Origin of the sequence: Candidatus Dechloromonas phosphoritropha, from assembly GCA_016722705.1 — a bacterium.
Classification (GTDB): Bacteria; Pseudomonadota; Gammaproteobacteria; order Burkholderiales; family Rhodocyclaceae; genus Azonexus; species Azonexus phosphoritrophus.
The window spans coordinates 1,720,353-1,733,416 of the sequence record JADKGN010000004.1 but is presented as its reverse complement, the minus strand read 5'-3'; the positions used below and the strand labels follow the sequence as shown (position 1 = coordinate 1,733,416).

Below are 13,064 nucleotides of genomic sequence, written 5' to 3'. Positions count from 1 at the left end.
AGTCGCTGCTGCCGGATTTCAGATTCTACGCTCTCGGACCCAGCTTGACATACCAAGTCCTGCATAATACTGTATCCATAATTACAGGGGCAAGTCAGCAACACCCACATCACGCGCGCCAAAGCCAGCAGATACATGACCCGCATCGCACCTACCGCGCTCTATCAGGAAGTGGCAGAACGCTTGCAGCAGCGCATTTTCTCGCACGAACTGGCGCCCGGCGACTGGATTGACGAACAGAGGCTAGCCGAGCAGTACGGGATATCGCGCACACCCTTGCGCGAAGCACTGAAGGTTCTGGCGTCAGAGGGGCTGGTCGAACTCAAGCCACGCCGCGGCTGCTACGTCACCGAAATTTCCCGTCAGGATCTCGACGACATCTTCCCCCTGATGGCCTTGCTCGAGGGGCGTTGTGCGGGAGATGCGGTTCGCCGGGCGAACCCCGCCGATATTGCGCAGCTGGGCGATATTCACGCACTCCTCGAATCCGCCGCACGCGACGGGCGAATCGATGCCTTTTTCGAGGCCAACCAGCAATTCCACGAGAAAACACAGGAAGTCGCCGGCAACCGCTGGATGCTTTCGGTCATTCAGGATCTGCGCAAGGCACTCAAGCTCTCGCGTCTGCATTCGCTGTCACTGGAAGGTCGCCTCCAGCAATCCCTCGCCGAACACCGTGCGATCATGGCGGCGATCAAGGCAGGCGATGCCACCATGGCCGAGAAGCTCATGCACGACCACATTCTGCGCGGTCGCGAGGCGCTGGCAAGAATGGAAGCGAGGGCGTCAAGCCCGGCGTAAGAGCCGTCCGGTCAGCACTTACGACGAAGGCTGAAAAACAAAAAAGCCCCGACCGCCAGGCCGGGGCTTTTTCCTTATGGAAAACCTCAGTGCTTGGCTGCTCCCGAGGCACCGAAACCGGTCTGGGCGCGAACATACTGGTCTTCGAAGGCTTCGATCTCCTTGCCGGCGCGAACGCTGTTGTCGGTCTTCGAGAAGATGTAGGCGAGCAGGAAGGCAATCGGCATCGCGAACAGCGCCGGCTGGGTGTAGGGGAAGAGCGCCGCCTTGTTGCCAATGACATCGACCCACACCGACTTCGAGAGCACGACAAAGCCCACCGCCGAGATCAGGCCGCCGTAGCCGCCGAACAGGGCGCCGCGGGTGGTCAGACCTTTCCAGTACATCGAAAGTATGAGCACCGGGAAGTTCGCCGCCGCCGCCACACCGAAGGCCAGACCGACCATGAAGGCGATATTCTGCTTCTCGAACAGAATGCCGAGAACGATGGCGACGAAGCCAAGGCAGATGGTGGCGATCCTGGAAACGCGGATTTCCTTGGCTTCCGTGGCCTTGCCCTTCATGATGACACGGGCGTAGATATCATGCGAGATCGCCGACGCGCCGGCCAGAGCCAGGCCGGAAACGACTGCCAGGATCGTGGCGAAGGCGACAGCCGCCAGGAAGCCAAGCAGCATGTTGCCCCCCACGGCCTTGGCCAGATGCATCGCGACCATGTTGCCGCCACCGATCAACTTGCCACCGACCACCCCGCCCTCGAAGAATTCGGGATTCTGGCCGACGATCAGGATGCCGCAGAGTCCCATCAGGAAGATCACGTTGAAGAAGTAGGCGACGAAGCCTGAAGCGTAAAGCACCGATTTGCGCGCTTCCTTGGCGTCGGACACGGTGAAGAAGCGCATCAGGATGTGCGGCAGGCCGGCGGTACCGAACATCAGGCCGAGGCCCAGCGAAATGGCGGTGACCGGATCGGCCAGCAGGCTGCCCGGATACATCAGCTTGGGGCCGAGCTTGTGCACGGCCGTCGCCTTCTCCATCAGGTTCTGGTAGGAAAAGTCGAACTGGCTGAAAGCCAGAACCATCACCAGCGTGCCCCCCATGAGCAGCATGCAGGCCTTGATGATCTGCACCCAGGTCGTCGCGACCATACCACCGAAGGTCACATAGACCATCATCAGGAGACCAACCGCGAAAATCGCGATGTTGTAGTCGAGACCGAACAGCAGCTTGATCAACTGACCGGCGCCGACCATCTGCGCCAGCAGGTAGAAACAGACAACGGTCAGCGACGAGATCGCGGCCATGGTGCGCACCTTGCCCTGATCGAGGCGGTAGGCGGTGATGTCGGAGAAGGTGAACTTGCCCAGGTTACGCAAGCGTTCGGCCATCAGGAAGAGGATAATCGGCCAGCCGGCAAAGAAGGCCAGCATGTAGACGTAGCCGTCGTAACCCTGGGTGTAGACCATGGCCGTCAGACCGAGCAGCGTGGCGGCCGACATGTAGTCGCCGGCAATCGCCAGACCGTTTTGGAAGCCGGTGATCCCACCGCCGGCGGTATAGAAATCGGCAGTAGTCTTGGTCCGACTGGCAGCCCAGTAGGTAATGCCCATCGTCAGCGTGACGAAGATACAGAACATGATAATGGCGTGCCAGTTGGTCGCCTGCTTTTCGGTCGCTCCGATGGCGTCGGCGGCGATGGCAAGTGCTGAAAAACCAAGCAGTGCGAGCGCGGTGATCATCTTGTGCATTATTTGTTCCCCTTCCAGGCGTCGCGGATAAGGTCTTGGGTCAGCGCGTCGAAGTCACTGTTGGCGCGCCTGACGTAGACGGCGGTCAGCACCCAGAAGAAAATGAACATGAAGAGTTCGACGGCGACCCCCACGGTCAGCATCGATCCCTCGGCAACCGGCCGGCCAAGCGCCGCCGGATTGAAAGCGACCGTCAGCACGAAGCCGTAGAACATGGTCAAAACGATAATGGCCAGCGTCCACGCGAAACGCCCCCGGCGCCTGACCAGTTCCTGAAATTTCGGATTGGTCCGCATATGCTCATACATTGCACTGCTCATGGTTATCCCCCTATCTATCCACTCAGAATGACTTGCCGCGCAATTCTATCGTATGTGGGGGCCGCAAAGCTACAATGTCATTCTCGCAACCCGGAATCCGCTAATGAGCACGGTCGACCTCTCCCGCGACGGCAGAATCGCCATCCTGACCCTGAACAATCCAGGAAAGCTGAACGCCGTCAATCTCGACATGTGGCTGCGGCTCGCCGAGAACATGGCCATTTTGTCGGTGGACCGCGACATCCGCTGCATCGTGGTAAGAGGCGCCGGCCATGATGCCTTTGCCGCCGGGGGCGATCTCGAGGAGTTCGTCACCGCCCGCGCGACACTCGAACAGGCGCTGCACTATCACGGCCAGGTGGCTGCGGCGCTGAATGCCATCGCCGACTGCCCGCATCCGACGGTGGCGCTGATCGAAGGCGCCTGCATCGGCGGTGGCCTGGAAATCGCCGGCGTCTGCGACCTGCGCATCTGCAACGAAAGCGCCCGCTTCGGCGCCCCCATCAACAAGCTCGGCTTCTCGATGTATCCCGGCGAAATGGAAGGGCTGCTCAAACTCGCCGGCGCCGCGGTGATGAAGGAAATTCTCCTCGAAGGGCGAATTCTGACGGCAAGCGAAGCCTACGACAAAGGCCTCGTCACCCGCGTCGTACCTGACCATCAGACGGTCGACGAGGCCTACGCCACGGCCCGCCGCATCTGCGCCGGCGCGCCGCTGGTGGCCGGCTGGCACAAGCAATGGATACGCCACCTGCAAAGCGGTCGCCCATTGAGCGATGACGAGAAGGCAGCCGCGTTCGCCTTTCTCGACACCGAGGACTACCGTGAAGGCCTCGCCGCTTTCATCGAGAAGCGCAAGCCCGCGTTCAAGGCGCGCTGAACAGGTTCCACAGCATCTTTGCGGCAAGCAGGATCAGTAGCCCGGCAAACAACCGTTTCAGCATCGCCACCGGCAGGCGATGCGCCAGCCGGGCGCCAACTGGCGCCGTCAGCACCGTCGCCATTACAAGAATAGCCAGCGTCGGCAGGTAAACGTAACCCAGGCTGCCCGCCGGCAATCCGGCCCGCCCCCAGCCATTGAATACGTAGCCGAGCGTCCCGCCCAAGGCGATCGGTAGGCCGACCGCCGCTGAAGTGCCAATCGCGTTCTGGACACGGACATTGCACCAGGTCAGAAAGGGAACGGTCAGCGAGCCGCCGCCGATGGCGACCAGCGACGACAGCACGCCGATCCCCAGCCCGACGCCGGCAACCCCCAGCGGCCCCGGCAATTCACGCGTCGGTTTGGGTTTGAGGTTCAAGGCCATCTGCAGGGCGACGAAACAGACGAAGAAGGTGAAGAACACGGCGAGTGGGCGGGCCGGCACACTCGACGCGAATAGGGTGCCCAGACCGGTGCCGAGAAGTATTCCTGGTGTTATGGTCTTGACCACATCCCAGAGAATCGCCCCGTGACTGTGGTGCGTCCGTATGCTGGCGATTGCTGTAAAGATGATGCTGGCCATCGAGGTTCCCAGCGCCATGTGCAGGGTTTCCCCAGCCGGAAACCGTCCCTGCGCGGCGAACATCAGCGTCAGCGCGGGGACCAGGACGAGGCCGCCACCAATGCCGAGCATGCCCGCGAAAAATCCGGCAAATGCGCCAAGCGCAAGATATTCCGCAATCCACGGGATGGTCATGGCAGTGTCCTCCAGAAGATCCGGTGCCCATCCCTGGCGACCGCCACCCGCGACTGGAGGGTAATTGTTGGCGCGCACTTGATTCCGACGCAGGTCGGAGATATTGAAAATTGGGGCAAATTGTAGGTCGACCGCGACAGGCGGTGATAATCTCCATCGTCAATGCCATTTGGCCTAAAGTGCCTCTGATTCAACGATCTTCACCCCCGCGTGCTCATCAAGGATGCCGCGGAGCAGCGCGGCGGCGATCGCCTCAGCGCTTACCGCTCGGTAACGGCGTGGAATCAGCGGGCGCAGGACATGGGCGAGAAACAGCCCGACTTGCTCGCCGGGGCGGGCCTCGCTGCGCTCGGTATCGATCAGCGACGGGCGGACGATGGTGGTGCTGGCGAATCCGAGGTCGATGATGCCCTGCTCGGCTTCGGCCTTGGTCCGTAAGTAAAAGCTTCCGCTGGCACTGGCGCCGAGCGACGAGTTCAGCGCATGGCGCGTGGCACCGGCCTGGCGCGCCAGGCGCGCTAGGGCGATTGGCAGATCGCGGTCGATGGCGGCGAAGGCCGCCTGCGAACCCGCGACCTTGATCGTCGTGCCAAGGGTGCACACCACCGCATCGACCTTCCACCACGCTGCCTCTTCTGGAAGCCGCGTGAAGTCGATAACCGGATTCAGTAGCCTGGCGTTACCGGCGAACTCAACTTCCAGCGGACGACGGGTGGGGGCAACGATTCGTGTGATACGCTTCTCGGCCAACGCCTGACGTAGTACCGCCTCCCCCACCGCGCCGGTGGCTCCGACCAGCAGCAAGCTCAATTCCTTCGACATCAGCGCTTGAGCAAGCGGTAGGCCAGCCGCGGGAACAGGCCGCGCGGCAAAATGCGATTGGCGAAGGCGGTCGCCTGATTGGGCAGGCCGGGTACGACCGAAGCATGACCGGCGTCGAGCGCCTTCAGCCCGATCTCGGCCACTGGCCGGCTCTCCATCGACAGCACATCGGGCAATGGCATGGTCTCCTGGCCAGAAACGGCAAGGAAGTTGGTCGCCGTGACCCCAGGGCAGAGCACGGTAACCACGACCCCGCGATCCTTCAGCTCCTCATGCAGGGCTTCGCCGAAACTCAGAACATAGGCCTTGCTCGCCGCGTATGTGGCGTACATAGGCAGCGGCTGGAATCCTCCCAGTGAGCCGACCAGAAGAATCTTGCCGGTGCCGCGCGTGACCATATCGGCGGCAAAGACATGGGTAAGTTCAGTCAGCGCCATGACGTTGAGCTGCAGCATGTTCATCTCGCTCGCCAGCGGCTGATCGACGAAATCACCGAAGACACCGAAGCCGGCGTTGTTGATCAGGACATCGATGGCTACCCGCTTGGCCCTGATCCTGGCATGCAGTTCCGCACCAACGCCGGGGCGGGCGAGATCCATCGTGATGACATGGCAGTGCGTGCCATGCGTCCGCTTGAGTTCGGCGGCGAGTGCCCTCATCGGCTCGCCGCGCCGCACGACCAGCACCAGATTGGCGCCGCGCGCTGCGAGCAGGTGCGCGAAATCGATACCGAAGCCACTGGAAGCGCCAGTCACCAGTGCCCACTGGTCCTGCAGGTCGCGTCGGATTCCTGTCATTGCCGCATCACTACCTGGCCATGGTGGCCGCTTGCGGCGCACGCGTTATCTTCGGCGGAGATGTCAAACGCCGCGGCCTTGTCGTCGCTGGCGCGAACTTCGCGGGAGGAGCGCCCCTGGTCGCCAACCTGAAGGGCTTGTTGTCCCGGGCAATCGTTCCGACAAGCAGTTCGGTGAGCCCTTCCTTGAGGCAGTCGCGTAGTTCGTCCGGATCAGCAACCATTTTGCGGCAGGCGAAGAACAAATCCAGTTGTGCCCCGGCCACGCAAAACAGAACCGCGAGTCCGCGCACACTGGAAATCGTGACATTGCTCAACTTGCCACCGGGCGCGGGCGACGGGTCGAAGATGCCCAATCCGGCGACATGCATGTACTGACTGCCCTGCTCCACGTGCAGAAACAGACTGTCCATTCCCGAGAGCAGCTTCATTTCAACCCCTCTCGAAGAATGGCCCCCGCGAGTGCCGTCAGGCCGGCATCCTGAACCTAGATCCAGTGTGGCTGCTTTCCTCCCGCTTCAGGCGCTCTCGAAGAAGAGAGCGCACAACAGCGGTTTCGTTGGTCCGCAACCGATGCCAATCAACATTGGTCCAAGGAATCTATGGCCTTAACAAACACCGCAGGGGACGCTCGGCGGGCGGCGCCGGGATCAACAGCAACTACAGATCCAGTTGCTGTTGGGGCGCAAGCGCGGTATCGATCCGTGCTCCCATATCGATGATTCTACGCTTCGCGTCGGAAGTATCAATCGTATAGTCGATTTCTTTTTCTGCACTGGCCGGCGCGGTTGATAAATATTCGTGCGCGATGTTGAGCGCTGCCATGACGGCGACGCGTTCGGCGATGGTGCTCTTGGTCCGCTGGGCGATTTCGCGCATCTTGTTGTCGACCAGTTCGACCGCCGCCAGCAGCCCGTCGAGTTCTTCCGGGGTGCAGGCGACGCGGTATTCGCGACCCATGATCTTGACATCGAGGAAGTTCGGCTCGGCACTCATTTCAGGCATCCTCGGGCAACTTGTCGATCAGTCCCTCGAGACGCTCGCGCGCGGCCGTCATCGACTGACGCAGATGCAGACGCTCCGCTTCGGCTTCTGCCATTTGATTTTTCAGCACCTCGTTTTCGGCGCGCAACTGGTGCACCAGGGTAACAACCTGTTCGATTTTAGCTTCGAGCTCTTCGAGATGCTTGTTCATGGCGCGCACTATAGAGGTAAAAATACTGCATGGTCAAGGACTAAGTCTTTATTCTAAAAGTGCTTTATTGATAGCGGCCAGGATAATTTCTGGTGCAACGCAACAAGTCGCATTGTAGAATGCACGTTGTAACAGGTGCCGCGGAAGGTTTCTCCAACTGCGGTTAAACGGGAAAGCGGTGCGTCCCCTCGGACAACGCCGCTGCTGCCCCCGCAACGGTAAGCAAGTGTGGGCGCGCCATGATGCCACTGGGTTTCGACCTGGGAAGGCGGCGCGTCAAGACTTGCAAGCCCGGATACCGGCCTGAGACAACCAGCGGAAGTGCCACGGGGGTGTGGTGCCGGTCCTTGACCTGCGTTCGTTCTCCCGGGATTTCCTTGTTCAGTCATTCCGGTATGCGGGGACGCCTGCCGGGAAAGGGAGAATCATGAATCCACGTCTCACGCCGCTCGCCGCGGCGCTATCCATTGCCTTTACGGCACCGGTACAGGCCCAGATCGCCGAACTCGACTCGATCATCGTCACCGCCACCCGCTTCGCCGAACCCGATTCCAACGTTGCGGCCAACGTCACTGTCATCACCCGCGACGACATCCGCAACACGCCTGCCCGCGATCTGCCCAGCGTCCTCAAGGGAAGCGCCGGCGTCGACGTGCGCGCCCTCTACGGCAGCCTCGGTATCGACTCGACGATCGACATCCGCGGCTTCGGCGAAACGGCCGGCAGCAATACGCTTATCCTGCTCGACGGCCAGCGTCTCAACCCGATCGACACGGGCAGTGTCAGTTGGTCGGCGATCCCGCTCGACAGCGTGCAGCGCATCGAGGTCCTGCGCGGCGCCGGCACTGTTCTTTATGGTGACAAGGCCACTGGCGGTGTCGTCAACATCATCACCGACAAATCCCGGACTCCGCGCGCCGGCCTCACCGTCGGTGTCGGCAGTTACAACACCCAGACCGTCGACGCCAATGCGGCAGCCGGCAACGACGTGGGCTACTTTAACGTCTTCGGTCATTACGCCAACACCGCTGGCTGGCGCGACAACGCCCAAGCCGAGCAATCCGCGTTGAGCGGGCGCGGCGCGCTTTACGCCGGCCAGGGCGAAGTTTTCATCGATTACTCAGTGTACAAAGATCGTTCCGGCCTGCCCGGCCCTTTGCTCAGCGCAGCCTATCAAGCCAACCCGAGGAGCGCATCGACACCGAACGATTCGCAGCACAGCGAGGGCTACCGCCTGCGTCCCGGCATCACGCTACCGGTCACCGACACCCTGCGCTTCGAGGCTGAAGTATCCTACGACCGCAACGACCAGTATGCCAATTACGTCTCGTTCGGCAGCAAAGCCGATCGCACACGCGACAACTGGTCGGTGACCCCGCGCCTGCGCTGGCAGCATGGTCTGGGTAGCCTGAAGAGCGAGACGGTCGCCGGCATCGACTACTATTCCGGCGAGGTCGACGCGACCTACACGACTTCCGCCGCACAGAGCGCCAAGCAGGACAGCACCGGCTTCTACTTCCAGAACATCACTGAATGGGTCGCCGGCCTGTCCAGCACACTCGGCGCGCGCAGCCAGCGCGTCGACCAGTCGGCCTCGCAGGATGCCTACCCGGGCTTCTTCGGCATGCAGCCGGCAATGAACGGCAGCGCCGAATACACGCGCAGCGCCTGGGATCTCGGGCTCACCTATGTCGGTGACGGCTGGAAGGTCTACGGCAAGGGTGGCGCCACTTTCCGCTTCGCCAACACCGACGAACTGTTCGGCTACGATCCGTTTACCGGCAACCCGACATTTTCCGGCGACCTCAAGCCGCAGACCGGCACGCTCGGCGAACTGGGCGGCAGCTTTTCCGCCGGGTCGGTCAAGGGACGGGCAGCCCTCTACCGCATGGACCTTGAAGACGAAATCGCCTACGACGGTTCGCTGTTCGCCAACGTTAATCTCGACAAGACCCGCCGCCAGGGTCTGGAACTCGAAGCTGACTGGCGCATCGTTTCGTCGGTGCTGGCGCGTGTCACCTATACCTACACCGATGCAACCTTCCGCGAGAGGGTGTACGACGGCAATCAGGTTCCGCTGGTGCCGAAGAACATGGCAGCGGCGCGGCTGACCTGGGATGGCGGCAACATCGGCCAATACACTGCAGTCGTCAACTATGTCGGCGAGCGTTACTACAGCGGCGATTTCGCCAACACACTCGACAAGCTGCCCGGCTACACCACGGTCGACTTCATGGCTGGCTGGAATTTCAAGCCGTGGTCGATTTCGGCGCGCCTGCTCAACGCCTTCGACAAGAAGTACTCGCCTTATGCCGGCTACTCGACCTTCCAGTCCGACTATTATTACTACCCCGCCGACGGTCGCACCTTCCTGATGACCGCGAGCCACAACTTCCGCTGATGCCGACCCGCCGCCGCGCCTTCCTGATTCTCGCCACGCTGGCTCTGCTGGCGCTGGCGAGTTTCTGGACGGCGATGGCGGTCGGCAGCATCCCGGTTGCCCCATCCGACATCGTCGCTGCACTACTCGGACAGGCGGCGCCCGGCGCCGACATCGTCCACGAACTACGGCTGCCGCGTGCGCTTGCCGGATTCGCCTGCGGTGGCCTGCTGGCGCTGGCCGGCGCGCTGATGCAGGTCTTGCTGCGCAACCCGCTGGCCGACCCCTACATTCTCGGCATCTCGGGCGGCGCCGGGGTCGGCGCGCTGTTTGCCATCATGATCGGTCTGCCGGTATTTGGCATCAATGGCCTGGCTTTCGCCGGCGCGCTGGGCGCGATGTTTCTCGTCTTCGGGCTGGCGCATGGCGACGGCAGTTGGACCCAGACCCGACTGTTGTTGACCGGCGTCATCGTTGCCGCTGGCTGCGGCGCATTGATCGCGCTGATGCTGGCGATCGCTCCCGACGACCGTCTGCGCGGCATGTTGTTCTGGCTGATGGGCGATCTGTCGCAGGCTGGCAGCGCCTGGTCGCCGCTGCTGGCGCTCGCCGTCGCGCTGGCGCTGGCAATGCCCTTCGCGCGCGAACTCAACCTGGTGGCACGCGGCCTGATGCAGGCGCAGGCGTTGGGCGTTGCGGTCGACCGTCTGCGTTATGCGATTTATCTGCTCGCTTCACTGGCCACCGCCGCGGCAGTGACGACCGCCGGCGCGATCGGCTTCATCGGCCTCGTCGTCCCGCATCTGGTTCGCCTCGCCAGTGGCAACGACCAGCGTCTGCTGCTCCCTGCTTCGGCACTGGCCGGCGGGGCGCTGCTGATGCTCGCCGATACGCTGGCCCGTTCGCTGATCGCCCCGCAGCAACTGCCGGTCGGCGTACTGACGGCGCTGATCGGCGTTCCGGTTTTCCTTTTCTTGCTGTCGAGGCAGCCCAAATGAGTGGCGCCTTGCTCGAAGCGCGGCAACTGGTCGTCGAGATCGGCGGCCGTCGCGTCGTGAATTCCCTTGATCTGGCGGTCAAAAGCGGCGAACGGCTGGCCATCCTCGGGCGCAACGGCGCCGGCAAATCAACACTGCTGTCGACCCTGGCCGGACTGCGAACGCCGGCAAGCGGTAGCGTCGAACTGGGCGGCAGCACCTACGCCGCCCTGACACCGCGTGCGGCGGCATTGCGCCGCGCCTGGCTCGGGCAGGCGCTGGCCGATCCGTTTGCGTCAACCGTCCTTGAAACTGTCCTGACCGGCCGCCACCCGCACCTTGGTCGCTGGGACTGGGAAAGTACGCGCGATGGCGAACTGGCGCGTGCTGCGCTAGCCGCTGTCGGTCTCGCCGGCTTCGAACAGCGCCAGATTCACACGCTATCCGGCGGCGAACGCCAGCGTCTGGCGATTGCCACGCTGCTCGCCCAGGCGGCGCCGCTTTACCTGCTCGACGAACCGCTTGCCCACCTCGACCTCAACCACCAGATGGCCGTTCTCGAACTATTTTCCGGTGCCGCGCACGATTGTGGGGCCGGCGTCGTCATGGTCCTGCACGATCCGGCTCTGGCGCACCGTTTCTGCGACCAGGCGCTACTGATCGACGGCGACGGGCACTGCGAAAGCGGTGCGGTCGACGCCATTCTGACTGCCGAAAAACTCAGTGCCCTCTACGGCTACGACCTGCACGAAGTCTCGTACCAAGGACGGCGCTGCTTCGTTCCCGACTAGCTGGAACAACTGACCTCAAGCCCGTTCGCCCAATCAGGCGGCAGCGCCGCATAGTGCTCGAATTCCGGCTGCTCGGCATACGGGTGGCGCAGGCAGGCAAGCAGATGCTCGATTTCCGAGAAATCCCGTTCCTGCGCCTTGCGAATAGCGCCTTCCGCCAGCCAGTTACGCAGCACGTATTTCGGGTTGGCAGCGCGCATCGCGGCCTGACGGATCGCGTCGTCCCACGGTGTCTGCGCCTGACGGGCCCGCCACTTGACGAGCCAGGCATCGCCGGCGGCGCGATCGACGAACTGGTCGCGCAGCGGATCGTCGATTTTCGGCGACTTTTCCCGGTCGACCGCAACGGCCAGCAGTAACGACAGCGCCCGGAAAAACAGCGTGAAATCGGGCCGCTGCTGCTGCAACATCGCGAAGGTTTCGCCGATCAGGTTTTCGTCATCGGGCAGCGCCTCGCGCAAACCGAGCTTGGCCCGCATCAACTGCTCGAAATGCTGATCGAAGGCATCGCCATAATTTTCGTCGACCAGCGCTCGCACCGTCGCCTGATCGCCGACCAGCGGGCGAAAAGCCTCGGCCAGGCGGTAGAGATTCCATTGCCCGACATGCGGCTGGTTACGATAGGAGTAGCGACCCTGATGATCGGAATGATTGCAGATGTGGCCGGCGTCGAAGGCCTCCATGAAACCGAAGGGACCATAGTCGAGCGTAAGGCCGAGGATCGACATGTTGTCGGTGTTCATGACGCCATGCATGAAGCCGACCGCCATCCAGCGCGCGATCAGCTCGCCAGTGCGGCGGCTGACGTCGGCGAGCAGGGCACCATAGGGATTGGCCGACTCACGGCACTCGGGGCGAAAGGTATCGATCACATAATCAGCAAGCAGACGCAGTTCGTCGTTGCGCCCGTGCGAAGCCCAGTGCTCAAAGGAGCCAAAGCGCACGAAACTCGGCGCGACCCGGGCAACCACGGCGGCGCTCTCGATTTCTTCGCGGCGCACCGGCAGGTCGGCGCCGACAATCGACAGCGCCCGCGTTGTCGGAATGCCAAGCCCGGCCATCGCCTCGGAGCACAGAAATTCGCGGATCGACGAACGCAACACGGCGCGCCCGTCGGCACCGCGCGAATACGGTGTACGTCCCGCGCCCTTGAGCTGGATTTCCCAGTGTCCATGCGCACTGTGCAGGCCGCCCAGTAGATGGGCGCGACCGTCGCCCAGTTGTCCGGCCCAGACGCCGAACTGGTGGCCGGAATAGACGGCAGCCAGCGCATCGCTTCCCGGCGGCAAGCTGTTCCCGGCAAAGGTTTCGCGGAACTCGGGACGTTCGATTTCCCGCGGGTCGAGTCCGACCAGTTCGGCCACCTCGTTGCTGGCGGCAACCAGGTAAGGTGCGGGAAGCCCGTGCGGAGCCAGGCGCGTGTAGAACGCTTCCGGCAAGCCGGCAAAGCTGTTGTCGAATTCGAGGTCTTCGAGGCGAGCCAATCGCCGGTGGTGGTCGGGTGCGTTCATGACATCGTCGGATTGAGTCTTCAAGGATGCCCGTTCCCAAGATC

14 protein-coding genes and 1 riboswitch are annotated in these 13,064 nt (G+C 62.6%); of the genes, 5 read left to right on the top strand and 9 right to left on the bottom strand.

All coding sequences use genetic code 11. The features are described 5' to 3' along the window. The first annotated feature begins 135 nt into the window (after nt 1–135). Nucleotides 136–801 carry a GntR family transcriptional regulator gene (locus tag IPP03_14220; protein MBL0353745.1) on the top strand — a complete coding sequence of 222 codons (666 nt, stop codon included), beginning with the start codon at nt 136–138 and terminating at the stop codon, nt 799–801. An 86-nt stretch (nt 802–887) separates the two neighbouring features. On the opposite strand, the gene IPP03_14215 is transcribed toward IPP03_14220, so the two are convergent. Together IPP03_14215 and IPP03_14210 are read right to left on the bottom strand one after the other, a co-directional pair. Beyond that, a complete protein-coding gene (locus tag IPP03_14215; GenBank protein MBL0353744.1) occupies nt 888–2,549 on the bottom strand; it encodes a cation acetate symporter in 1,662 nt (553 codons plus the stop codon). Further along, nucleotides 2,549–2,869: a DUF485 domain-containing protein gene (locus IPP03_14210; protein MBL0353743.1), complete on the bottom strand. Its 321-nt coding sequence runs from the start codon at nt 2,867–2,869 to the stop codon at nt 2,549–2,551. The genes IPP03_14215 and IPP03_14210 overlap by 1 nt, the downstream gene beginning before the upstream one ends. Before the next feature lie 103 nt (nt 2,870–2,972). Here IPP03_14210 and IPP03_14205 point away from each other — a divergent pair, with 103 nt between their 5' ends. Continuing rightward, complete coding sequence (locus tag IPP03_14205) at nt 2,973–3,749, top strand: enoyl-CoA hydratase/isomerase family protein (protein ID MBL0353742.1); 777 nt, start codon at nt 2,973–2,975, stop codon at nt 3,747–3,749. Here the strand turns inward: IPP03_14205 and IPP03_14200 are convergent. The 6 genes from IPP03_14200 to IPP03_14175 form a co-directional block, all read right to left on the bottom strand. Continuing rightward, nucleotides 3,736–4,548: a sulfite exporter TauE/SafE family protein gene (locus tag IPP03_14200; GenBank protein MBL0353741.1), complete on the bottom strand. Its 813-nt coding sequence runs from the start codon at nt 4,546–4,548 to the stop codon at nt 3,736–3,738. The genes IPP03_14205 and IPP03_14200 overlap by 14 nt on opposite strands. Nucleotides 4,549–4,722: 174 nt before the next feature. Beyond that, a complete protein-coding gene (locus IPP03_14195; GenBank protein ID MBL0353740.1) occupies nt 4,723–5,358 on the bottom strand; it encodes an NAD(P)H-binding protein in 636 nt (211 codons plus the stop codon). Nucleotides 5,359–5,369: 11 nt separating this feature from the next. Then, a complete protein-coding gene (locus tag IPP03_14190) occupies nt 5,370–6,167 on the bottom strand; it encodes an SDR family oxidoreductase (protein MBL0353739.1) in 798 nt (265 codons plus the stop codon). A 10-nt stretch (nt 6,168–6,177) separates the two neighbouring features. Beyond that, entirely contained in the window at nt 6,178–6,597 is a 420-nt protein-coding gene (locus IPP03_14185) for a hypothetical protein (protein MBL0353738.1), read from the bottom strand. A gap of 229 nt (nt 6,598–6,826) precedes the next feature. Then, on the bottom strand, nt 6,827–7,162 hold the full coding sequence (locus IPP03_14180) for a cell division protein ZapA (protein ID MBL0353737.1): 336 nt from the start codon (nt 7,160–7,162) through the stop codon (nt 6,827–6,829). A gap of 1 nt (nt 7,163) precedes the next feature. Continuing rightward, nucleotides 7,164–7,361, bottom strand: a complete 198-nt coding sequence (locus tag IPP03_14175; GenBank protein ID MBL0353736.1) for a hypothetical protein — start codon at nt 7,359–7,361, stop codon at nt 7,164–7,166. A 116-nt stretch (nt 7,362–7,477) separates the two neighbouring features. After that, a riboswitch (cobalamin riboswitch) is annotated at nt 7,478–7,683 on the top strand. A 105-nt stretch (nt 7,684–7,788) separates the two neighbouring features. Between IPP03_14175 and IPP03_14170 the strand changes: the two genes are divergently transcribed. The 3 genes from IPP03_14170 to IPP03_14160 are packed head-to-tail and all read left to right on the top strand — an operon-like array spanning nt 7,789 to nt 11,509. Then, a complete protein-coding gene (locus IPP03_14170) occupies nt 7,789–9,762 on the top strand; it encodes a TonB-dependent receptor (protein MBL0353735.1) in 1,974 nt (657 codons plus the stop codon). Further along, complete coding sequence (locus tag IPP03_14165; protein ID MBL0353734.1) at nt 9,762–10,739, top strand: iron ABC transporter permease; 978 nt, start codon at nt 9,762–9,764, stop codon at nt 10,737–10,739. The genes IPP03_14170 and IPP03_14165 overlap by 1 nt, the downstream gene beginning before the upstream one ends. Beyond that, entirely contained in the window at nt 10,736–11,509 is a 774-nt protein-coding gene (locus IPP03_14160; GenBank protein ID MBL0353733.1) for an ABC transporter ATP-binding protein, read from the top strand. Before IPP03_14165 ends, IPP03_14160 begins: the two co-directional genes overlap by 4 nt. Here IPP03_14160 and IPP03_14155 read toward each other — a convergent pair. After that, the gene (locus tag IPP03_14155) at nt 11,506–13,020 is read right to left on the bottom strand and encodes a YdiU family protein (GenBank protein MBL0353732.1); all 1,515 of its coding nucleotides are present in this window, start codon (nt 13,018–13,020) and stop codon (nt 11,506–11,508) included. The genes IPP03_14160 and IPP03_14155 overlap by 4 nt on opposite strands. Nucleotides 13,021–13,064 lie beyond the last annotated feature (44 nt).

Bases quoted from the DNA above. Each gene is read 5' to 3' on its own strand.
- IPP03_14220 (MBL0353745.1), top strand. From the start codon at position 136: ATGACCCGCATCGCACCTACCGCGCTCTATCAGGAAGTGGCAGAACGC.
- IPP03_14215 (MBL0353744.1), bottom strand. From the start codon at position 2,549: ATGCACAAGATGATCACCGCGCTCGCACTGCTTGGTTTTTCAGCACTT.
- IPP03_14210 (MBL0353743.1), bottom strand. From the start codon at position 2,869: ATGAGCAGTGCAATGTATGAGCATATGCGGACCAATCCGAAATTTCAG.
- IPP03_14205 (MBL0353742.1), top strand. From the start codon at position 2,973: ATGAGCACGGTCGACCTCTCCCGCGACGGCAGAATCGCCATCCTGACC.
- IPP03_14200 (MBL0353741.1), bottom strand. From the start codon at position 4,548: ATGACCATCCCGTGGATTGCGGAATATCTTGCGCTTGGCGCATTTGCC.
- IPP03_14190 (MBL0353739.1), bottom strand. From the start codon at position 6,167: ATGACAGGAATCCGACGCGACCTGCAGGACCAGTGGGCACTGGTGACT.
- IPP03_14185 (MBL0353738.1), bottom strand. From the start codon at position 6,597: ATGAAGCTGCTCTCGGGAATGGACAGTCTGTTTCTGCACGTGGAGCAG.
- IPP03_14180 (MBL0353737.1), bottom strand. From the start codon at position 7,162: ATGAGTGCCGAGCCGAACTTCCTCGATGTCAAGATCATGGGTCGCGAA.
- IPP03_14175 (MBL0353736.1), bottom strand. From the start codon at position 7,361: ATGAACAAGCATCTCGAAGAGCTCGAAGCTAAAATCGAACAGGTTGTT.
- IPP03_14170 (MBL0353735.1), top strand. From the start codon at position 7,789: ATGAATCCACGTCTCACGCCGCTCGCCGCGGCGCTATCCATTGCCTTT.
- IPP03_14165 (MBL0353734.1), top strand. From the start codon at position 9,762: ATGCCGACCCGCCGCCGCGCCTTCCTGATTCTCGCCACGCTGGCTCTG.
- IPP03_14160 (MBL0353733.1), top strand. From the start codon at position 10,736: ATGAGTGGCGCCTTGCTCGAAGCGCGGCAACTGGTCGTCGAGATCGGC.
- IPP03_14155 (MBL0353732.1), bottom strand. From the start codon at position 13,020: ATGAACGCACCCGACCACCACCGGCGATTGGCTCGCCTCGAAGACCTC.